Genomic DNA, 19,643 nt, shown 5'->3' with positions numbered 1-19,643 from the left:
ATAGAAGCCGCCACCCAAGCTCTGTAGAAACGTGGCGGAAAACGCAGGCGTTTTTACAGGGTTCCAGAGCGGCCCTGATGAGTGAGGATTCAGTACCATGGCTTACAGCGAAAAGGTCATCGACCACTACGAAAACCCGCGCAACGTCGGCAAGATGAACGCGGAAGACCCTGATGTCGGCACTGGCATGGTCGGCGCTCCGGCGTGCGGCGACGTTATGCGCCTGCAGATCAAGGTCAACGACGCTGGCGTTATCGAAGACGCCAAGTTCAAGACTTACGGCTGCGGTTCCGCCATTGCTTCCAGCTCCCTCGCTACCGAGTGGATGAAAGGCAAGACCCTGGATGAGGCTGTGACCATCAGCAACACCCAGCTGGCCGAAGAACTGGCACTGCCGCCAGTGAAAATTCACTGCTCCGTACTCGCCGAAGACGCTATCAAAGCGGCCGTCCGCGACTACAAGCAGAAGAAAGGCTTGATCTAAGCATTTGGCGACGAGTAAGGAGTCAACGATGGCTATCAGCATGACAGAAGCGGCTGCGCAGCACATTCGCCGCTCCCTGAATGGGCGCGGTAAAGGTGAGGGGATTCGTCTGGGTGTTCGCACCACGGGCTGTTCCGGCCTTGCCTACGTGCTGGAGTTTGTCGACGAGGTGGTTGAAGAGGACCAGGTGTTCGAAAGTCACGGCGAGAAAGTGATCATCGACCCTAAGAGCCTGACCTACCTGGACGGCACCGAACTCGATTTCGTCAAGGAAGGGTTGAACGAAGGCTTCAAGTTCAACAACCCCAACGTGCGCGGTGAATGTGGCTGCGGCGAAAGCTTCAACATCTGAGGCTATTTGTGGGTACTCCTTGTCATTTCGCTTTATTCGAGCTGCAGCCGAGCTTTCGGCTGGACCTTGAGCAGCTTGCCACGCGCTACCGAGAATTGGCGCGTGGGGTGCATCCGGACCGCTTCGCTGACGCTTCCGAGCGTGAGCAACGCCTGGCGCTGGAGCAATCGGCCAGCCTCAATGAAGCCTATCAGACGCTCAAAAGCCCCCCGAAACGCGCGCGCTATCTGCTCGCGATGAACGGTGGTGAGTTGCCGATTGAAGTCACGGTGCACGACCCGGACTTCCTGATGCAGCAGATGCAATGGCGCGAAGAGCTCGAAGACTTGCAGGACGAAGCCGATGTGGCCGGTGTCGCCGTCTTCAAGCGTCGTCTGAAAGTGGCCCAGGATGAGCTCAACGAAAGCTTCGCAGCCTGTTGGAATGATGCCGCGCAACGTGAACAGGCCGAACGCCTGATGCGGCGCATGCAGTTCCTCGACAAGCTCACCTACGAAGTGCGCCAGCTAGAAGAGCGCCTCGACGATTAACCCAGTGCTGCCCGTGTTGCACGCCTGATAGACAGATAAGACCTGATTACCATGGCTCTACTGCAGATCGCCGAACCCGGCCAAAGCCCTCAACCGCACCAGCGTCGTCTGGCGGTCGGGATTGACCTGGGCACCACCAATTCCCTGGTCGCCGCCTTGCGCAGCGGCCTGTCCGAGCCGCTGCCCGACGCCGATGGCCAGGTTATCCTGCCGTCCGCCGTGCGCTATCACGCTGATCGCACCGAAGTCGGTGAGTCGGCGAAGCTGGCGGCGTCTTCCGACCCTTTGAACACCGTGCTGTCGGTCAAGCGCTTGATGGGTCGTGGTCTGTCCGACGTCAAGCAACTGGGCGAGCAACTGCCGTACCGCTTTGTCGGCGGCGAATCCCATATGCCGTTCATCGACACCGTCCAGGGCCCGAAAAGCCCGGTGGAAGTGTCGGCTGATATCCTCAAGGTGCTGCGCCAGCGTGCAGAAACCACCTTGGGCGGCGAATTGGTCGGCGCGGTGATCACGGTTCCTGCGTATTTCGATGATGCTCAGCGCCAAGCCACCAAGGACGCGGCGAAGCTCGCCGGCCTGAACGTGCTGCGCCTGCTCAACGAGCCGACTGCCGCCGCTGTGGCTTATGGCCTGGATCAACACGCCGAAGGCCTGGTTGCTATTTATGACCTGGGTGGCGGCACCTTTGATATTTCGATCCTGCGCCTGACCGGCGGTGTGTTTGAAGTGCTGGCCACCGGTGGCGATACCGCCCTGGGCGGCGATGACTTCGATCACGCGATTGCCGGCTGGATCATCACCAGCGCCGGCTTGTCCGCCGACCTGGATCCGGGCGCGCAGCGTAAATTGCTGCAAACCGCCTGTGCGGCCAAAGAAGCACTGACGAACGCCAATTCTGTAGACGTTTCCTACGGTTCCTGGTCGGCTCAACTGACCCGGGAAGCCTTTGATGCGCTGATCGAGCCGATGGTCGCTCGCAGCCTCAGGGCGTGCCGTCGCGCCGTACGTGACTCCGGTGTCGAACTGGAAGACGTAGCCGCCGTGGTCATGGTTGGCGGTTCGACCCGTGTGCCACGCGTTCGCGAAGCCGTCGCCGAAGCTTTCGGTCGCCAGCCGCTGACTGAAATCGACCCGGATCAAGTTGTCGCCATTGGTGCTGCGATCCAGGCCGACACCCTGGCCGGCAACAAGCGCGATGGTGGCGAATTGCTGCTGCTCGACGTGATTCCGCTGTCCCTGGGGCTGGAAACCATGGGCGGCTTGATGGAGAAGGTGATTCCACGCAACACCACCATCCCCGTCGCCCGCGCCCAGGATTTCACCACTTATAAAGATGGCCAGACGGCCATGATGATTCATGTGCTGCAAGGCGAGCGCGAGCTGATCAGCGACTGTCGCTCCCTGGCGCGCTTTGAATTGCGCGGTATTCCGCCGATGGTGGCGGGTGCAGCGAAGATTCGCGTCACCTACCAGGTCGACGCCGATGGCCTGCTCAGCGTGGCTGCGCGTGAACTGGCCTCGGGCGTTGAAGCCAGCATCCAGGTCAAACCGTCCTACGGCCTGACCGACGGCGAAATTGCCAAGATGCTCAAGGATTCGTTCCAGTACGCCGGTGATGACAAGGTCGCCCGTGTACTGCGCGAGCAGCAAGTCGATGCCCAGCGCCTGCTTGAAGCGGTGCAGGGTGCCCTTGATGCTGATGGCGAGCGTCTGCTGGACGCCGAAGAGCGCATGGTCATCGACCTGCAGATGCAGGAGCTGGCCGAACTGATGAAAGGCAACGATGGTTATGCCATCGAGCAACAGACCAAGCGTTTGTCCCAAGTGACCGATGCTTTTGCCGCCCGTCGTATGGACCAGTCGGTAAAAGCCGCCCTGGCGGGACGCAATCTGAATGAAATCGAGGAATAATTAATGCCGCAGGTCATTTTTCTGCCACACGCCGAGCATTGCCCGGACGGTATGGTTGTGGAGGCTGAGACCGGCAAGTCCATCCTCGAAGTTGCCCATGACAACCACATCGAGATCGAGAGTGCCTGCGGCGGTGTCTGCGCCTGCACCACCTGCCACTGCGTGATTCGCGAGGGTTTCAACTCTCTGGAAGAAGCGGATGAGCTGGAAGAGGACTTTCTGGATCGCGCTTGGGGCCTGGAGGCGACTTCTCGCCTAAGCTGTCAGGCAAAAGTCGGGACTGAAGACATCACCGTCGAAATTCCGAAATATTCGCTCAACCATGCGGCCGAAGCGCCGCACTGATGGGTAGTATTGTCATGAACTATGGTTGGAATGATGTACAGCGCATTGCTGAAGAGCTCGCTGAAGCCAAGCCGGATGTGAGTCCGCTGACGGTCAACTTCGTTGATCTGCAGCGCTGGATCATGGAGCTGCCTGATTTCGACAATACCTCTGGCCGTTGTGGCGAGAAGGTATTGGAAGCGGTCCAGGCGCTCTGGATCGAAGAAATCGACTGATCATCCCCGCAGGTTAGGCAATACCCAATAACCCGCGTATAATTCGCGGGTTTAATTTTTCGTAAATTACCGTTTCTGGAGTTACACCATGGCTGTTCAACGTACTTTCTCCATCATCAAGCCTGACGCTGTTGCAAAAAACGTCATCGGCGAGATCACCACTCGTTTCGAAAAAGCCGGCCTGAAGGTTGTAGCTTCGAAACTCAAGCAACTGTCCAAAGCTGAAGCTGAAGGCTTCTACGCTGAGCACAGCGCTCGTGGTTTCTTCGGCGACCTGGTTGCCTTCATGATCTCCGGTCCTGTTGTTGTTCAGGTTCTGGAAGGCGAAAACGCTATCGCTCTGAACCGTGAGCTGATGGGCGCTACCAACCCTAAAGAAGCGGCTGCCGGCACCATCCGTGCTGATTTCGCTGAATCGATCGACGCCAACGCTGTTCACGGTTCGGACTCCGAAGCCGCTGCTGCTCGCGAAATCTCGTACTTTTTCGCTGCTACTGAAGTAACCGCTCGCTAAGCATCGGCTTAAAGAGTGAGGGTGAATCCATGACTACATCGACTGTTAAAACCAACCTGCTGGGTCTGACTCAACAGGAAATGGAAAAATTCTTCGACTCAATCGGGGAGAAGCGTTTCCGTGCCGGTCAGGTAATGAAGTGGATTCACCACTTTGGCGTCGACGATTTCGACGCCATGACGAACGTCAGCAAGGCCCTGCGCGACAAGCTCAAGGTCATTGCTGAGGTCCGTGGCCCCGAAGTGGTCAGCGAGGACATCTCCAGCGACGGCACCCGTAAGTGGGTGGTGCGCGTGGCGTCCGGCAGCTGCGTCGAGACCGTTTACATTCCCCAGGGCAAGCGCGGCACATTGTGCGTTTCGTCCCAGGCTGGCTGTGCCCTGGACTGCAGTTTCTGCTCCACCGGCAAGCAAGGCTTCAATAGCAACCTCACCGCCGCCGAAGTCATTGGCCAGGTGTGGATTGCCAACAAATCCTTTGGCAGCGTCCCGGCAACCGTCGACCGTGCCATCACCAACGTGGTGATGATGGGCATGGGTGAGCCGCTGCTGAACTTCGATAACGTCGTTGCCGCCATGCATTTGATGATGGACGACCTGGGCTATGGCATCTCCAAGCGCCGTGTGACCCTGTCGACCTCAGGCGTGGTGCCGATGATCGATGAGCTGGCCAAGCACATCGACGTCTCCCTGGCGTTGTCGCTGCACGCACCCAATGACGCATTGCGTAACCAATTGGTGCCGATCAACAAGAAGTATCCGCTTAAGATGCTGCTCGAATCTTGCCAGCGTTACATGGCGACCTTGGGCGAGAAGCGTGTGTTGACCATTGAGTACACCATGCTCAAGGACATCAACGACAAGGTCGAGCACGCGGTCGAGATGATCGAGCTGCTCAAGAACACCCCGTGCAAGATCAACCTGATTCCGTTTAACCCGTTTCCACATTCTGGTTACGAGCGGCCGAGCAACAACGCCATCCGCCGTTTCCAGGATCAACTGCACCAGGCCGGCTACAACGTCACCGTACGCACCACGCGTGGTGAAGACATCGACGCCGCCTGTGGCCAATTGGTAGGGCAGGTGCTGGATCGCACCCGTCGCAGCGAACGTTATATCGCCGTGCGCGAACTTAACGCCGCCGAAGATTTGCCGCAAATTGCTGTGAATCGAATCTGAGAGAGGATCTCTATGCCCTTGCGCCTTGCGCTGCTTTTACTTTTTACCGGCCTCGTGGCCGGTTGTGTTTCATCGGGCCATGACAGCCCTTTGCACACCGATAAAGGCCGTGATGAGGCGCGAGTTGCCTATGTGCAATTGGGTTTGGGATATCTGCGCCAAGGCATGAGCGAGCAGGCCAAGGTGCCGTTGAAAAAGGCCCTGGAGCTGGACAGCGCCGATGCCGACGCGAATGCCGCACTGGCTTTGGTATTCCAGGCGCAGGCCGAGCCCGTGCTGGCTGATCAGTATTTCCACAAGGCCTTGTCCGTGCGTCCCGCCGACCCTCGGCTGCTGAACAATTACGGCAGTTTCCTGTTCGAGCAGAAACGTTATGACCAGGCCTCCCGTTATTTCCAACAAGCCAGCGCCGATACTCTTTATCCTGAACGCTCGCGCGTGTTCGAGAACCTTGGGGTGACCTCAATGCGTCTTGGCCAGCGCGACAGCGCCCGTCGGCAGCTGGAAAAAGCCCTGCACCTGAACGGTAGCCAGCCACGCGCGTTGCTCGAAATGGCTGAGTTGTCTTACGAAGACAGGCATTATGTGCCGGCACGTGACTATTACGAGCGTTTTAGCCTGCTCAGCGGGCAAAATGCACGTAGTCTATTGCTCGGTGTGCGGCTGGCGACGGTTCATGAAGAACGCGACACGGCCGCACGTTTTGGCCAGCAACTCGAACGACTCTATCCCGGTACGCCGGAATATCAGCAATACCTGTCGGAGCAATGATGAAAGCGGCGCACCCGGAAGTTGTAGCAGCTAATCGCGTAAACCCAGGCGAGACCTTGCGTCAGGCCCGCGAAAGCAATGGTTGGTCGCTGGCAGAAGTGGCCCTCAAGCTCAATTTGACCGCCACGTCCCTGGGCAACCTGGAAGCCGGCGCGTTCGACAAGCTGCCTGGGCACACCTTTGCCCGCGGCTATATTCGCGCCTATGCCAAGTTGCTGGGCATTGACCAAACCGTACTGGTCCAAGCGTTCGACCAATTCACCGGCACCGACTCCCAGGGCAGCAATGTGCATGGCCTCGGTCGCATCGAAGAGCCGGTGCGGGTTTCCCACACGATTTTGCGTATTGTCAGCCTCTTGCTGCTGATCGCCGTGATCGGCGGAGGCTTCGTCTGGTGGCAGGATCAGGCCTCCCAGCGCACGAAGGACCTGACCAGCAACGCCCTGGAGCATGTCGAAGTCGAAAGCGCCGACGGCACCACCCAGATTCATCCGCTGGATGAGCCGGAAGACCAGGCCGTTGCTCAAGGCCAGGCCGTGCCGGAAGCGCCAGCCACTGCCGAGCAGCCCGTTGCGGAAGCCGGCACGGCACCTGCTGCGACCGCCGTTGTGCCAGTACCGGCGGTGCCTGCCACTCCGGTGGCCCCCGTTGCCCAGGCGCATGCTCCAGTCGCTCCGGCACAGGCTCCAGCGACCACTGCTCCAGCTGCACCGGCAACGCCGGCAGTCTCGCCGCCCAGCACACCCGCATTGGTGGCCGGCGATGGGCATATCCAGATTACCTTCATCTCTGACTGCTGGACGCAAGTCACCGATGGCAATGGCAAAGTGCTGTTTAGCGGTTTGAAGCGTAAGGGAGATACGCTTGACCAGGGCGGCAAGCCTCCTTTGACGCTGCGTCTGGGTTATGCCCGTGGCGCGCAAGTGGCCTACAACGGCCAGCCTGTGGACGTGGCGCCGTTCACCAGTGGCGAGACCGCTCGCCTCAAGTTGGGACAATAGTCATGCACGGCGAATCTCCAATCAAACGTCGCGTATCGCGCAAGATCTGGGTCGGCTCGGTGCCGGTGGGTGGCGATGCCCCTATCGCGGTGCAGAGCATGACCAACAGCGACACCAATGATGTCGCCGCCACCGTCGCCCAGATCAACCGTCTGGAAGCGGCCGGTGTGGACATCGTGCGGGTTTCCGTGCCGGACATGGACGCTGCCGAAGCATTTGGTCGCATCAAGCAACTGGTCAAGGTGCCGCTGGTTGCCGACATTCACTTCGACTACAAGATCGCATTGCGCGTGGCCGAACTGGGCGTCGACTGCTTGCGCATCAACCCGGGCAACATCGGTCGTGAAGACCGTGTGCGCGCGGTGGTGGATGCAGCCCGTGACCGCGGGATTCCGATCCGTATCGGCGTCAACGCCGGTTCCCTGGAAAAAGACCTGCAGAAGAAATACGGCGAGCCGACTCCGGCGGCGCTGGTTGAATCGGCGCTGCGCCACGTTGAGCACCTTGAGCGCTTGAATTTCCAGGACTTCAAGGTCAGCGTAAAGGCCTCCGACGTGTTCATGGCGGTAGAAGCCTACCGCCTGCTGGCCAAGGAAATCGTGCAGCCGCTGCACCTGGGTATCACTGAAGCGGGCGGTTTGCGCTCAGGCACAGTGAAATCTGCGGTGGGTCTCGGTATGCTGCTCGCCGAAGGGATTGGCGATACTATCCGCATCTCCCTGGCGGCAGACCCAGTAGAGGAAGTGAAAGTCGGCTACGACATTCTCAAATCCCTGCGTTTACGTTCCCGTGGCATCAACTTCATTGCCTGCCCGAGCTGCTCGCGGCAGAACTTCGACGTGGTGAAAACCATGAACGACCTGGAGTTGCGCCTTGAAGACCTGCTGGTGCCGCTCGATGTTGCGGTGATCGGTTGCGTGGTCAACGGCCCGGGTGAAGCCAAAGAGGCGCACATCGGCCTGACTGGCGGTACGCCAAACCTGATTTACATCGACGGCAAGCCGTCGCAGAAGTTGACGAATGAGAATCTGGTGGATCACTTGGAAAAGCTGATCCGCCAGAAAGCGGCCGAAAAGGTCGCGGCTGACGCAGCGCTGATCGCGCGCGGCTAAGAACGAATTTAAGGATTAGATGTGAGCAAGTCTCTGCAAGCCATTCGTGGCATGAACGACATCCTGCCGGAGCAGACGCCACTGTGGCGCTACTTCGAAAACACGGTCGCGCGCCTGCTGGATAACTACGGTTACAAGCAGATCCGCATGCCGATCGTTGAATTCACCGAGCTGTTCAAGCGCTCCATCGGTGAAGTGACCGACATCGTCGAAAAAGAGATGTACACCTTTGAAGACCGTAACGGCGACTCCCTGACCCTGCGTCCGGAAGGTACCGCTGCGTGCGTGCGTGCCGTGCTTGAGCATGGCCTCACCGGTGGTGGCCAGCCGCAGAAGTTGTGGTACATCGGCCCGATGTTCCGCCACGAGCGCCCGCAGAAAGGCCGTTATCGCCAGTTCCATCAGATCGGCCTCGAGGTGTTCAACCTCGACGGTCCGGACATCGACGCCGAGCTGATCGTGCTGACTTGGCGCCTGTGGGGCCTGCTCGGCATCCGCGACGCGGTCAAGCTTGAACTCAACAGCCTGGGCACCAGCGAATCCCGGGGCCGCTATCGCGTCGCCCTGGTCGAGTATCTGTCTGCTCACTTGGACAAATTGGATGAAGACAGCCAGCGCCGTCTGAAAACCAACCCGTTGCGCGTCCTCGATACCAAAAACGCCGACACCCAAGCCGTACTGGTCGACGCGCCGAAAATGGCCGACTACCTGGACGACGAATCCCGCACGCACTTCGAGGGCCTCAAGGCTCGCCTGGATGCGGCCGGTATTCCCTACGTGATCAACCCTAAGCTGGTTCGCGGCCTCGATTACTACAGCAAGACCGTATTCGAGTGGGTCACCGACAAGCTTGGTGCCCAAGGCACCGTATGTGCCGGTGGTCGCTACGACGGCCTGGTGGAGCAAATGGGCGGCAAGCCGACCACGGGCGTAGGGTTTGCGATGGGCATCGAGCGGCTGATCCTGCTGCTGGAAACCCTGGAGCAGGTCCCGGAAGAAATCTCCCGTCAGGTGGACGTGTACCTCTGCGCCTTTGGCGAGGCCGCCGAGCTGGCAGCCCTGGCCCTGAGCGAAAAAGTGCGCGACCAGCTGCCGAACCTGCGCCTGCAGATCAATGCCGGCGCTGGCAGCTTCAAGAGCCAGTTCAAGAAGGCCGACAAGAGCGGTGCGCTGTATGCACTGATCCTGGGCGATGACGAACTGGCCCAGCAAGTGATAGGTTTCAAACCCCTGCGTGGTCAGGGCGAGCAACAGAACATTGCCTTTGATGCGCTCGCCGCGCACTTGGCCACCTGCGTCGTGCAGGGTTGAAGCTGTCGAACAGCCGAATTTAGCGATTAAGGAGTATTGGGGTGTCGAGTACTGATGATGAGCAGATGGCCGAGTTCAAGGACTGGTGGCAGCGTAACGGCAAGCCCCTGGTTACTGGCGGCCTGCTGGCTTTAGTGGTGGTGTTCGGGTGGCAAGCCTGGCACAAGTATCAGGCCAACCAGTCCCAAGGCGCCTCGGTCCTCTATCAGCAATTGCTGGAAACCACCCTGACGCCGGACGGCAAGCCCGATCCTGCCCAAGTGGCGGACCTGGCCGGCAAGCTGAAAAGCGAATTTGGCGGTAGCACTTACGCCCAGTACGGCAGCCTGTTCGTCGCGAAAGTCGCGGTCGACACCGGCAAACTGGACGACGCGGCCACTGAGCTGAAGGCCATCGCCGACAAGCCGACGAACCCGACCCTGGGTGAAATCGCACGTCAGCGCCTGGCCCAGGTATTGGCGGCACAGAACAAGGCTGACGAAGCACTCAAACTGCTCGACGGCGATGCTGACAAGGCATTCGTGGCCACTCGCGAAGAGCTCAAGGGCGACCTCTTGGTCCAATTGGGTCGTACCGACGAAGCCCATGCTGCGTACCAAAAAGCCAAGGCGGCGCTGTCTGATGAAGCGGCGGTCGGTGGCTTACAAATCAAGCTGGACGACTTGGCCAAAGGGGATGCGTGACGTGATCCGTTGGAAACATGCAGCATTGCTGGCTCTGGCCGTTCTGGCCGCGGGTTGCAGCAGCAACAGTAAAAAAGAACTGCCTCCTGCCGAGCTGACCAGCTTCAAGGAAGAAGTGGTCCTGCAAAAGCAGTGGAGCCGCTCCGTGGGTGATGGCCAGGGCGACCTGTACAACCTGTTGCAGCCGGCGATCGACGGCGACAACATCGTGGCCACTGACTCCACCGGCGTGATCATTGCCATGGATCGCATGAATGGCGACGTCAAGTGGAAGAAAGACCTCGAGCTGCCGGTTTCCGGTGGCGTGGGCGTCGGCTACGGCATGGTGCTGGTGGGTACGCTCAAAGGCGACGTGGTTGCTCTGGACTCCGCAACGGGTGAAGAGAAATGGCGCGCTCGCGTGACCAGTGAAGTGCTCTCCGCGCCTGCCACCAACGGCGATATCGTCGTGGTGCAAACCCAGGACGACCGTGTGATTGGCCTGGACGCCGCCACCGGCAACCAGCGCTGGTTGTACGACAGCACCCCTGCGGTGTTGACCCTGCGCGGCACCAGTGGTCCGATTGTGACCAACAACCTGGCCATCGCAGGCCTGTCGACCGGTAAAGTGGTCGCCCTGGATACCCAGAACGGCGTGCCGGCCTGGGAAACCCGTGTGGCAATCCCTCAGGGTCGTTCCGAACTGGACCGCGTGGTGGACATCGACGGCGGCTTGCTGCTGTCGGGCGAAACCATCTACGTCGCCACCTACCAGGGCCGCGTTGCTGCGCTGGACCTGCAAAGCGGCCGCATCAACTGGCAGCGTGATGCTTCCAGTTATGCCGGTGTCGCCCAAGGGTTTGGCAGCGTCTACGTAAGCCTGGCGTCCGGCACTGTTGAAAGTGTCGACGAGCGTTCCACCACTGCACTGTGGAGCAACGACTCCCTGGCCCGCCGTCAACTGTCGGCACCGGAAGTGTTCTCCAGCTACGTAGCGGTAGGTGACTTCGAAGGTTACCTGCATCTGCTGAGCCAGGTGGACGGTCGTTTTGTCGGCCGCGAGCGTATCGACAGCGACGGCCTGCGTGCCCGTCCGCTGGTTGTGGGTAACATGCTTTACGTGTTTGGCAACAGCGGCAAGCTGGAAGCCCTGACCATCAAGTAAAGAATTATGCTTGGGGTAAAACCCAGGCGGCCCCGCTTCGGCGGGGCATGCGGCATTTGAATATGCTGCCCCGAGCACCAGCCGCTGCCTTGCAGCGGCTTTTGTATTTTCTGAAATAACGAAGTGGAGAGCCGCATGGTTCCCGTAATCGCCCTGGTGGGCCGACCTAACGTCGGCAAGTCCACCTTGTTCAACCGCCTGACCAGGACTCGCGACGCCATCGTCGGCGACTTGTCCGGTCTGACCCGTGATCGCCAATACGGTGAGGCAAAGTGGCAAGGGCGCTCCTACATTATTGTCGACACCGGTGGTATCTCCGGTGACGAGCATGGCATGGACGAAAAGATGGCCGAGCAGTCGCTGCTGGCCATTGAAGAAGCCGATGTTGTGTTGTTCCTGGTGGACGCCCGTGCGGGCTACACCGCTGCCGACCAGATGATTGGCGAGCACCTTCGCAAGCGCAACAAGCGGTCCTATTTGGTCGCCAACAAGATCGATAACATCGATCCTGAGGCTGCCCGCGCCGAGTTCAGCCCGATGGGCCTGGGCGACGCGATCCCGGTCGCCGGTGCTCACGGTCGCGGCATCACCCAGATGCTGGAAATCGCCCTGCGCGACTTCCCCAAGGATGACGACGAGGAAGAAGAGGGCGAAGCAGAGATCGTCGCCGAAGGTGAGGAAGCCAAGCGCATTCCTGGCCCGAGCGAAAAAGACGGTATCAAGATCGCCATCATCGGCCGCCCGAACGTCGGCAAGTCGACGCTGGTTAACCGCATGCTCGGTGAAGATCGGGTTATCGTGTATGACGAGCCCGGCACCACCCGCGACAGTATCTACATCCCGTTCGAGCGTAACGACGAGAAGTACACGCTGATCGACACCGCTGGTGTGCGCAAGCGCGGCAAGATCCACGAGGAAGTTGAAAAGTTCTCGGTGGTCAAAACCCTGCAGGCGATCAAAGACGCCAACGTGGTGATCTTCGTGATGGACGCCCGCGAAGGCGTGGTGGACCACGACCTCAACTTGCTGGGCTTTGCCCTGGAAGCCGGTCGCGCCCTGGTGATCGCGATCAACAAGTGGGACGGCATGACGCCGAGCGAGCGCGATTTCGTCAAGATCGAGCTGCAGCGTCGCCTGTTCTTCGTTGAGTTCGCCGATATCCACTTTATCTCGGCGCTGCACGGCACCGGCGTGGGCAACCTCTACGCCTCCGTACAGAACTCGTTCAAGTCCGCGGTTACCCGCTGGCCGACCAACCGTCTGACCCAGATCCTGGAAGACGCCGTCGGTGAGCACGCGCCGCCGATGGTCAACAACCGCCGCATTAAACTGCGTTACGCCCACTTGGGTGGTGCCAACCCGCCGATTATCGTGATTCACGGTAACCAGATCGAGAAGGTGCCAAAGTCCTATGTGCGTTACCTGGAAAACACCTACCGCCGTGTCTTGAAACTGGTCGGTACGCCGATCCGTATCGAGTTCAAGGGTGGCGAGAACCCATACGAAGGCAACAAGAACACCTTGACTGACCGTCAGGTGAACAAGAAGCGTCGTTTGATGACTCACCACAAAAAGGCCGACAAGAAGCGCCGAGATAAAAAGTAAGCAGTAGTGAGTGGTAAGCTACAAGCGGCAAGTAGAAGCGGGATTGCTTGTAGCTTGAAGCTAATAGCTTGCCACTCAAATCGCCAGGTACAACGGGGGCTCTGACTGAGCCCTTTTTTGTGCCTGGCGGTTTGTCGCTTGACCTGCTTGCAGCTTGCAGCTTAAAACTTGCAGCTCACCCGAAGGGGGCTCCTATGATCACCAGCAAGCTGCCGAATGTCGGCACGACCATTTTCACCGCCATGTCGCAACTCGCTGCCGAAACCGGCGCGCTCAACCTGTCCCAGGGTTTTCCTGATTTCAATGGCCCTAAGGCGTTGCTGGATGCGGTGGGCAAACACGTTGCCAGCGGGCATAACCAATATTCACCGATGACCGGCTTGCCGGCCCTGCGTCAGCAAGTGGCGGCCAAGATCGCGCGCAGCTATGGCGCCACGGTCAACCCCGACAGCGAAGTGACTATCACGCCTGGCGCCACTGCTGCAATCTTCTGCGCAATTCAGGCGGTGATTCGCAGCGGCGATGAGGTCATTGTGTTCGACCCCAGCTATGACAGCTATGAGCCCTCGGTTGAGCTGGCCGGTGGTCGCTGCGTGCACGTGCAACTGAGCCTGCAAGGCTTCGCCCTGGACGTTGAGAAGATCAAGGCCGCGCTCTCACCGCGCACGCGCATGATCATCCTTAATTCCCCGCACAACCCCACCGGTGCACTGATCAACCGTGCCGAGCTGGACCAATTGGCCGAACTGATCCGCGACCGTGATATTTACCTGGTCAGCGATGAGGTCTACGAACACCTGGTGTTCGACGGCGTGGCCCATGCCAGCGTGCTGGCCCACCCAGAGCTTTATCAGCGGGCGTTTGTAGTCAGTTCCTTCGGCAAGACTTACCACGTCACCGGCTGGAAAACCGGGTATGTGGTTGCGCCTCCAGCGCTGACCGCTGAACTGCGCAAGGTGCATCAATATGTCAACTTCTGCGGGGTGACCCCTTTGCAGTACGCGTTGGCTGACTTCATGGCCGAACACCCGGAACACGTCGAAGAACTGCCGGCTTTTTACCAGGCCAAGCGTGATCTGTTCTGCGACCTGCTGACGCCATCGCGCTTCAGCTTTACCCGGGTGGCCGGTACCTACTTCCAACTGGTGGATTACTCACAGATTCGCCCGGATCTGGATGACGTCGCCATGTCGCTGTGGATGACCCGTGAACACGGCGTGGCGACGATTCCGGTGTCGGTGTTCTATCAGCACCCACCCGAAGGCCAGCGCCTGGTGCGCCTGTGTTTTGCCAAACGCGAGGAGACGCTGCAACAAGCGGCGGAGAAACTATGCGTGATTTGAGTACATTGCCCGACCTGAATATCGCCCTGGTCCAAACCAGCCTGGTGTGGCATGACCGTCAGGCCAACCTCGAACATTTTGAGCTGCTGCTGGAACAGGCCAGGGGCGCCGATCTGATTGTGTTGCCGGAGATGTTTACCACTGGGTTCTCCATGGAATCGGCCATGCTTGCCGAGCGTGAAAACGGCCCCACTCACGATTGGCTTCGTGGCCAGGCGGCGAAATACAACGCTGTGGTCACCGGCAGCGTGATCATCCAGGCCGCCGATGGCAGCCACCGCAATCGCCTACTGTGGGCGCGGCCGGATGGCGAAGTGCTGCATTACGACAAGCGCCACCTGTTCCGTATGGCGGGCGAGCACGACCATTACACGCCGGGCGAGCGTCAGGTGCAGTTTGAGTTGAAGGGCTGGCGTATCCGTCCGCTGATTTGCTACGACCTGCGCTTCCCGGTGTGGAGTCGAGATGCTCAGGACACGGATTTGCTGCTGTATACCGCCAACTGGCCGGGCGCGCGGCGCCAGCATTGGAATCGGCTGTTACCGGCGCGAGCTATCGAGAACCTGTGCTACGTGGCTGCAGTGAATCGGGTGGGTACGGATGGCAAAGGCTTTGCCTACACCGGGGACAGTCAGGTGCTGGATTTCCAGGGTGAGACACTGCTGAGCGCGGGGGAGGCGGACGGGGTGTTTCAGGTGTGCCTGAATGCTGCGGAGTTGGCGGCGTATCGCACCAAGTTTCCGGCGAATCTGGATGCCGATGACTTTCAGTTTGTCTGACAGGCCGCTATCGCGGGCAAGCCCGCTCCCACAGGTGAATGCATTCCAAATGTGGGAGCCGGGCTTGCCCGCGATGAGGCCCTAGTAGACACCACAAATAAAAAGGCCCCTGGATTCTCACCCAGGGGCCTTTTGCATTTCAGCGGTAAGGCTTACGCCGCTTTTGCTTCCAGCTGGCTCAACGAGCGGTTCAGCGCACTGAACACCGCTTTAAAGCTGGCCGTGGTGATGTTTTCATCAATCCCCACACCGTGCACCGGACGCTCGCCATTCACGCGCAGTTCGATGTAAGCCGCGGCTTTGGCGTTGGTGCCGGCACCGATGGCGTGTTCGTTGTAGTCCATGATCTCGACCTTGATCGGCAGCGCGGCAACCAGCGCTTCGAGGGTGCCGTAGCCCTTGCCGTGCCAGCGCAGGTTGGTTTCGCCCTGGCCTTTGCCCGAGACTTCCACTTCCACCGTGCTGTTGCCGTTCTCTTCCTGCAGGCGATGGCTGACCAGCGCGTACGGCGTATTGGCTTGCAGGTATTCACGCTGCAACAAGGCGTAGATCTGTGGCGCGGTCATTTCCAGGCCGACGCGATCGGTCTCAGCCTGTACCACTTGGCTGAATTCGATCTGCATGCGGCGCGGCAAGCTGATGTCGTATTCCTGCTCCAGCAGGTAGGCGATGCCGCCTTTGCCGGACTGGCTGTTCACACGAATCACCGCCTCGTAGCTGCGGCCGATATCGGCCGGGTCGATCGGCAAGTACGGTACTTCCCACAGCGCGTCGGCTTTTTGCTGGGTAAAGCCCTTGCGGATCGCGTCCTGGTGGGAGCCGGAGAACGCGGTGTGTACCAGGTCGCCAACGTAGGGGTGGCGCGGGTGCACCTGGATCTGGTTGCACTCCTCGACGACTTTGCGCACGCCGTCGATGTCGGAGAAGTCCAGTTGCGGGTCAAGGCCTTGGGTGTACATGTTCAAGGCCACGGTGACCAGGTCGACGTTGCCGGTACGCTCGCCGTTGCCGAACAGGCAGCCTTCGACACGGTCGGCGCCGGCCATCAGGCCCAGCTCGGTGGCGGCCACGCCGGTGCCACGGTCGTTGTGGGTGTGCAGGCTGATGATCACGCTGTCACGGCGGTTGATATGGCGACCGAACCACTCGATCTGGTCGGCATAGATGTTCGGCGTGGCGCATTCAACCGTGGCCGGCAGGTTGAGGATCATCTTGTGCTCTGGTGTCGGGTTCCATACCTCGATCACCGCGTCACAGACTTCCTTGGCGAACTCCAGCTCGGTAGCGCTGAAGGTTTCCGGGGAGTATTCGAAGGTCCACTGGGTTTCCGGCTGCTGCGCGGCGTATTTGACGAACAGCTTGGCCGCGTTGACTGCGATGGCCTTGATGCCGTCCTTGTCCTGGTTGAACACGATGCGGCGGAACGACGGCGAGGTTGCGTTGTACAGGTGCACAATGGCTTTTTTCGCGCCGCGCAGCGATTCGAAGGTGCGTGCGATCAAGTCTTCACGGCCCTGGGTCAGCACCTGGATGGTGGTGTCCTCGGGGATGTGGTTGTCTTCGATCAGGGTGCGCACGAAGTCGAAGTCGGTTTGCGAAGCGGCTGGGAACGAGGCCTCGATTTCCTTCACGCCGACGGCGACCAGCGTCTTCCAGAAGCGCAGCTTTTTCACCGCGTCCATCGGCTCGATCAGCGACTGGTTGCCATCACGCAGGTCGGAGCTGCACCAGATCGGCGCTTCGGTGATGGTTTTCGACGGCCAGGTGCGGTCCGGGATATCGATGGTCGGGAACGCACGGTACTTCGAAGACGGGTCTTTGAGCATGCTCATCGGGAAATCCTTTGTGGTAAGGGCCGAGAAAAGGCGGCCTGCCGTAAAACTGTTATTTGGGGGCGAAGCTGGGGACGAGGCAGAACGATTCAGCCTGGCAGTCGTGCGCTGACGAGGCACAGGCTGCGGTGCTGGCGAAGCTGAATGAGGGTGTGAGAGGTTTTCATAAGCTCAACCCTAACCGCCGGGGTGAAAGATGGCAAGCAGTCGAGAAAAATTGAGAGAAGTTCTGCTATGGGTGTGGGAAACGAGATTTTATGGTTGGAAACAACTGGGTTGCTTGTTTTAATTGCGCGCCCTATAAGGGGCGCGCAATTGTGTCATTCAGGGCTGGAAAGCGCCGATAAAGATCGCCGGGTCGACCCGTGCGTCATTGAGGCTGATGTTCCAGTGCATGTGTGGCCCGGTCGCACGGCCTGTTGAACCGACCTTGCCCACCACCGCGCCGCGCGCCAGTGTGTCACCGACCTTTACGTCGATCTTCGACATATGACAGAACATGCTGATAAAGCCTTGGCCATGGTCGACAAACACGGTATTGCCGTTAAAGAAGTAATTACCGGTGAGGATCACCTTGCCTGCCGCCGGGGTCTTGATCGGCGTGCCGGCACCTACGGCGAAGTCCAGGCCAGAATGGGGATTGCGTTCTTCGCCATTGAAGAACCGACGCACGCCGAACTTGCTCGACAGCGGCCCGTTGACCGGCTTGTCCAGCAGCAAGTTGCTGGGCGTGTTCGGGCTGAAGCTGCGGTAGGCCTTGAGCTGAACGGCCAGTTCGCCCTCGATGCGCTTGAGTTGCGCCGGGTCCGGGTTCACCTGGCTTTTGTTCTTCAGGGTGATGTGCTGCTCGGGGTACTTTTTGAACCCCACTACAAACGGCAGGTTTTGCCCGCCACTGCTGATGCGTTGAGTGCCAGGTTTGACCGTCAGCGGTATCCCGACAATCGCCAGCCAGTTGTTCTTTTCCTTGACCACTAACACTGGCCGGTTCTGGTAGGTGGCTTTAGGCGCTGCCGCTGAAGTACCCAGGTCAACCACCGCGACGCCACCGGGCACCGGCTTGTTCAGCAGCCGAGTGATGTAGCTGTCGGCATGGGCGGTGAAGGTGAGGCACAACAGCATCAACAAGCTCAATAAACGTGGCATCAATCAATCCAGTAACGAAAGGGTGACGGGCGTCAGGTGGTTATCTTCCACCCGCACCTGCAGTTGGCCTTCACCGAGGCGTGCGGTCAGGCGCTGGCCGGTGTGGGTTTGCGCGGCGTTGCGGATCGCCTGGCCACGCTCGTCCAGCAAGATGCTGTAACCACGGCCGAGAGTCGCCAGCGGGCTGACCACTTGCAGCGTCTGCACCTGGCTTTGCAGCTGCAGGCGGCGTGCCTTGAGACCTTCGCGCATGGCGCGAGGCAAGCGTTCGGCGAGGCTGTCCAGGCGTTGGCGCAGCAGGGCCAACTGACGGCCGGGGTGCTGGCCGGCGAGGCGGGTTTCCAGGCGGATCAAGCGTTCGCGACGGGTATTGAGGCTGCGCTCGAAAGCACGGCGCATCCGCATGTCCAGGTCATCCAGGCGCTGGGCCTGCTGGCGCAGGCGTTCGCCCGGGTGGCGCAGGCGGCGAGCCATGCCTTCCAGGCGCAGGCGGTCGTGGGACAGCCGGTTGCGCATCAGCATCACCAGCCGGCGGTGCAGGTTTTCGACTTGGCGCACCCAATGGCTGGCGTCGGGTGCGAGCAACTCGGCGGCAGCGGAGGGTGTAGGCGCGCGCACGTCGGCGACGAAGTCGCAGATCGATACATCGGTCTCATGGCCGACGGCGCTGACGATCGGCGTTACGCAGGCATCCACCGCGCGCGCCACGGCTTCTTCGTTGAAGCACCACAGGTCTTCCAGCGAACCACCGCCACGGGCCAGGATCAGCGCATCAAACCCTCGCGCATCGGCCAGCTTCAGGGCGCGCACAATCTGCGACACGGCTTCGCGGCCTTGTACCGCCGTAGGGATCAGTGTCAGTTCAACGTTCGGCGCCCTGCGGCCGAACACGCTGATGATGTCGCGGATCACCGCGCCGGTCGGCGAACTGATAATGCCGATGCGCCGAGGGTGCGCCGGCAACGGCACCTTGCGTTCGGCACTGAACAAGCCTTCGGCGCTGAGCTTTTCCTTTAATGCATCGAAGGCCAGGCGCAGCGCGCCATCACCGGCAGGCTCTACGGTGTCGAGGATCAACTGGTAGTCGCCACGGCCCTCAAACAGCGAGACCTTGCCACGCACTTTAACGGCCAGGCCGTCCTTCAATGCCTGGCGCACCCTGGCGGCATTGTTGCGAAACAACGCGCAACGCACTTGGGCGCCGCTGTCCTTGAGGGTGAAATACACGTGGCCAGAGGCCGGGCGGGCGAGGTTGGAGATCTCGCCTTCGACCCAGATATTGGTGAACACGTCCTCCAGCAACACCCGCGCGCGGCCGTTGAGCTGGCTGACAGTCAGGACTTCGCGGTCCAGGCCCAGACGGGCAAAAGGATCTTTAATCATG

The 19,643-nt window shown here is 60.0% G+C and carries 20 protein-coding genes; 17 read left to right on the top strand and 3 right to left on the bottom strand.

Annotated features, from left to right (window positions below):
- The first annotated feature begins 97 nt into the window (after window positions 1-97).
- From iscU to A7J50_RS24055, 17 genes are all read left to right on the top strand, one after another.
- On the top strand, window positions 98-484 hold the full coding sequence (gene iscU, locus A7J50_RS24135) for a Fe-S cluster assembly scaffold IscU (RefSeq protein WP_003175965.1): 387 nt from the start codon (window positions 98-100) through the stop codon (window positions 482-484).
- Between the two features lie 28 nt (window positions 485-512).
- Window positions 513-836 (top strand): iron-sulfur cluster assembly protein IscA, encoded by a 324-nt coding sequence (iscA, locus tag A7J50_RS24130; RefSeq protein WP_003209680.1) that lies wholly within the window; start codon window positions 513-515, stop codon window positions 834-836.
- Between the two features lie 8 nt (window positions 837-844).
- Window positions 845-1,366 carry a co-chaperone HscB gene (gene hscB, locus A7J50_RS24125; protein WP_064454045.1) on the top strand — a complete coding sequence of 174 codons (522 nt, stop codon included), beginning with the start codon at window positions 845-847 and terminating at the stop codon, window positions 1,364-1,366.
- A gap of 51 nt (window positions 1,367-1,417) precedes the next feature.
- A complete protein-coding gene (hscA, locus tag A7J50_RS24120; protein WP_064454044.1) occupies window positions 1,418-3,280 on the top strand; it encodes a Fe-S protein assembly chaperone HscA in 1,863 nt (620 codons plus the stop codon).
- A 3-nt stretch (window positions 3,281-3,283) separates the two neighbouring features.
- Entirely contained in the window at window positions 3,284-3,625 is a 342-nt protein-coding gene (fdx, locus tag A7J50_RS24115) for an ISC system 2Fe-2S type ferredoxin (RefSeq protein ID WP_015885743.1), read from the top strand.
- A 14-nt stretch (window positions 3,626-3,639) separates the two neighbouring features.
- Window positions 3,640-3,840 (top strand): Fe-S cluster assembly protein IscX, encoded by a 201-nt coding sequence (gene iscX, locus A7J50_RS24110; RefSeq protein WP_064454043.1) that lies wholly within the window; start codon window positions 3,640-3,642, stop codon window positions 3,838-3,840.
- Window positions 3,841-3,928: 88 nt separating this feature from the next.
- Window positions 3,929-4,354 carry a nucleoside-diphosphate kinase gene (ndk, locus tag A7J50_RS24105; protein WP_003175956.1) on the top strand — a complete coding sequence of 142 codons (426 nt, stop codon included), beginning with the start codon at window positions 3,929-3,931 and terminating at the stop codon, window positions 4,352-4,354.
- A 29-nt stretch (window positions 4,355-4,383) separates the two neighbouring features.
- Entirely contained in the window at window positions 4,384-5,532 is a 1,149-nt protein-coding gene (gene rlmN, locus A7J50_RS24100) for a 23S rRNA (adenine(2503)-C(2))-methyltransferase RlmN (RefSeq protein WP_064454042.1), read from the top strand.
- A 12-nt stretch (window positions 5,533-5,544) separates the two neighbouring features.
- The gene (pilW, locus tag A7J50_RS24095; protein ID WP_064454041.1) at window positions 5,545-6,303 is read left to right on the top strand and encodes a type IV pilus biogenesis/stability protein PilW; all 759 of its coding nucleotides are present in this window, start codon (window positions 5,545-5,547) and stop codon (window positions 6,301-6,303) included.
- Window positions 6,303-7,304: a RodZ domain-containing protein gene (locus A7J50_RS24090; protein ID WP_064454040.1), complete on the top strand. Its 1,002-nt coding sequence runs from the start codon at window positions 6,303-6,305 to the stop codon at window positions 7,302-7,304. The genes pilW and A7J50_RS24090 overlap by 1 nt, the downstream gene beginning before the upstream one ends.
- A gap of 2 nt (window positions 7,305-7,306) precedes the next feature.
- On the top strand, window positions 7,307-8,416 hold the full coding sequence (ispG, locus tag A7J50_RS24085) for a flavodoxin-dependent (E)-4-hydroxy-3-methylbut-2-enyl-diphosphate synthase (protein WP_064454039.1): 1,110 nt from the start codon (window positions 7,307-7,309) through the stop codon (window positions 8,414-8,416).
- Window positions 8,417-8,437: 21 nt separating this feature from the next.
- Entirely contained in the window at window positions 8,438-9,727 is a 1,290-nt protein-coding gene (gene hisS, locus A7J50_RS24080; RefSeq protein WP_064454038.1) for a histidine--tRNA ligase, read from the top strand.
- A 65-nt stretch (window positions 9,728-9,792) separates the two neighbouring features.
- Window positions 9,793-10,410, top strand: a complete 618-nt coding sequence (locus A7J50_RS24075) for a tetratricopeptide repeat protein (protein ID WP_177410102.1) — start codon at window positions 9,793-9,795, stop codon at window positions 10,408-10,410.
- Window positions 10,403-11,554, top strand: coding sequence for an outer membrane protein assembly factor BamB (gene bamB / locus A7J50_RS24070; protein ID WP_064454036.1), 1,152 nt, complete (start codon window positions 10,403-10,405; stop codon window positions 11,552-11,554). The genes A7J50_RS24075 and bamB overlap by 8 nt, the downstream gene beginning before the upstream one ends.
- Window positions 11,555-11,689: 135 nt before the next feature.
- Window positions 11,690-13,159 (top strand): ribosome biogenesis GTPase Der, encoded by a 1,470-nt coding sequence (gene der / locus A7J50_RS24065; protein WP_064454035.1) that lies wholly within the window; start codon window positions 11,690-11,692, stop codon window positions 13,157-13,159.
- A gap of 194 nt (window positions 13,160-13,353) precedes the next feature.
- Window positions 13,354-14,502 (top strand): pyridoxal phosphate-dependent aminotransferase, encoded by a 1,149-nt coding sequence (locus A7J50_RS24060; RefSeq protein ID WP_064454034.1) that lies wholly within the window; start codon window positions 13,354-13,356, stop codon window positions 14,500-14,502.
- Window positions 14,490-15,281, top strand: coding sequence for an amidohydrolase (locus tag A7J50_RS24055; RefSeq protein WP_064454033.1), 792 nt, complete (start codon window positions 14,490-14,492; stop codon window positions 15,279-15,281). The genes A7J50_RS24060 and A7J50_RS24055 overlap by 13 nt, the downstream gene beginning before the upstream one ends.
- Before the next feature lie 152 nt (window positions 15,282-15,433).
- On the opposite strand, the gene leuA is transcribed toward A7J50_RS24055, so the two are convergent.
- The 3 genes from leuA to xseA all read right to left on the bottom strand — a co-directional run bounded on the left by leuA (window position 15,434) and on the right by xseA (window position 19,642).
- Entirely contained in the window at window positions 15,434-17,113 is a 1,680-nt protein-coding gene (gene leuA / locus A7J50_RS24050; protein WP_053257867.1) for a 2-isopropylmalate synthase, read from the bottom strand.
- A 324-nt stretch (window positions 17,114-17,437) separates the two neighbouring features.
- Window positions 17,438-18,259, bottom strand: a complete 822-nt coding sequence (locus tag A7J50_RS24045; protein WP_064454032.1) for a peptidoglycan DD-metalloendopeptidase family protein — start codon at window positions 18,257-18,259, stop codon at window positions 17,438-17,440.
- A gap of 3 nt (window positions 18,260-18,262) precedes the next feature.
- The gene (xseA, locus tag A7J50_RS24040) at window positions 18,263-19,642 is read right to left on the bottom strand and encodes an exodeoxyribonuclease VII large subunit (RefSeq protein WP_064454031.1); all 1,380 of its coding nucleotides are present in this window, start codon (window positions 19,640-19,642) and stop codon (window positions 18,263-18,265) included.
- Window position 19,643 lies beyond the last annotated feature (1 nt).

It is taken from the genome of Pseudomonas antarctica (assembly GCF_001647715.1).
Taxonomy (GTDB): domain Bacteria; phylum Pseudomonadota; class Gammaproteobacteria; order Pseudomonadales; family Pseudomonadaceae; genus Aquipseudomonas; species Aquipseudomonas antarctica_A.
Note: the sequence above shows the minus strand (reverse complement) of the source record. Positions and strands in the feature narration are given on the sequence as shown.

Coding starts and splice junctions, on each gene's coding strand:
- xseA (WP_064454031.1), bottom strand. CDS start 19,642: ATGATTAAAGATCCTTTTGCCCGTCTGGGCCTGGACCGCGAAGTCCTG.
- iscU (WP_003175965.1), top strand. CDS start 98: ATGGCTTACAGCGAAAAGGTCATCGACCACTACGAAAACCCGCGCAAC.
- A7J50_RS24060 (WP_064454034.1), top strand. CDS start 13,354: ATGATCACCAGCAAGCTGCCGAATGTCGGCACGACCATTTTCACCGCC.
- ndk (WP_003175956.1), top strand. CDS start 3,929: ATGGCTGTTCAACGTACTTTCTCCATCATCAAGCCTGACGCTGTTGCA.
- ispG (WP_064454039.1), top strand. CDS start 7,307: ATGCACGGCGAATCTCCAATCAAACGTCGCGTATCGCGCAAGATCTGG.
- der (WP_064454035.1), top strand. CDS start 11,690: ATGGTTCCCGTAATCGCCCTGGTGGGCCGACCTAACGTCGGCAAGTCC.
- leuA (WP_053257867.1), bottom strand. CDS start 17,113: ATGAGCATGCTCAAAGACCCGTCTTCGAAGTACCGTGCGTTCCCGACC.
- A7J50_RS24090 (WP_064454040.1), top strand. CDS start 6,303: ATGAAAGCGGCGCACCCGGAAGTTGTAGCAGCTAATCGCGTAAACCCA.
- A7J50_RS24075 (WP_177410102.1), top strand. CDS start 9,793: ATGGCCGAGTTCAAGGACTGGTGGCAGCGTAACGGCAAGCCCCTGGTT.
- iscX (WP_064454043.1), top strand. CDS start 3,640: ATGAACTATGGTTGGAATGATGTACAGCGCATTGCTGAAGAGCTCGCT.
- hscA (WP_064454044.1), top strand. CDS start 1,418: ATGGCTCTACTGCAGATCGCCGAACCCGGCCAAAGCCCTCAACCGCAC.
- fdx (WP_015885743.1), top strand. CDS start 3,284: ATGCCGCAGGTCATTTTTCTGCCACACGCCGAGCATTGCCCGGACGGT.
- A7J50_RS24055 (WP_064454033.1), top strand. CDS start 14,490: ATGCGTGATTTGAGTACATTGCCCGACCTGAATATCGCCCTGGTCCAA.
- bamB (WP_064454036.1), top strand. CDS start 10,403: ATGCGTGACGTGATCCGTTGGAAACATGCAGCATTGCTGGCTCTGGCC.
- pilW (WP_064454041.1), top strand. CDS start 5,545: ATGCCCTTGCGCCTTGCGCTGCTTTTACTTTTTACCGGCCTCGTGGCC.
- A7J50_RS24045 (WP_064454032.1), bottom strand. CDS start 18,259: ATGCCACGTTTATTGAGCTTGTTGATGCTGTTGTGCCTCACCTTCACC.
- rlmN (WP_064454042.1), top strand. CDS start 4,384: ATGACTACATCGACTGTTAAAACCAACCTGCTGGGTCTGACTCAACAG.
- iscA (WP_003209680.1), top strand. CDS start 513: ATGGCTATCAGCATGACAGAAGCGGCTGCGCAGCACATTCGCCGCTCC.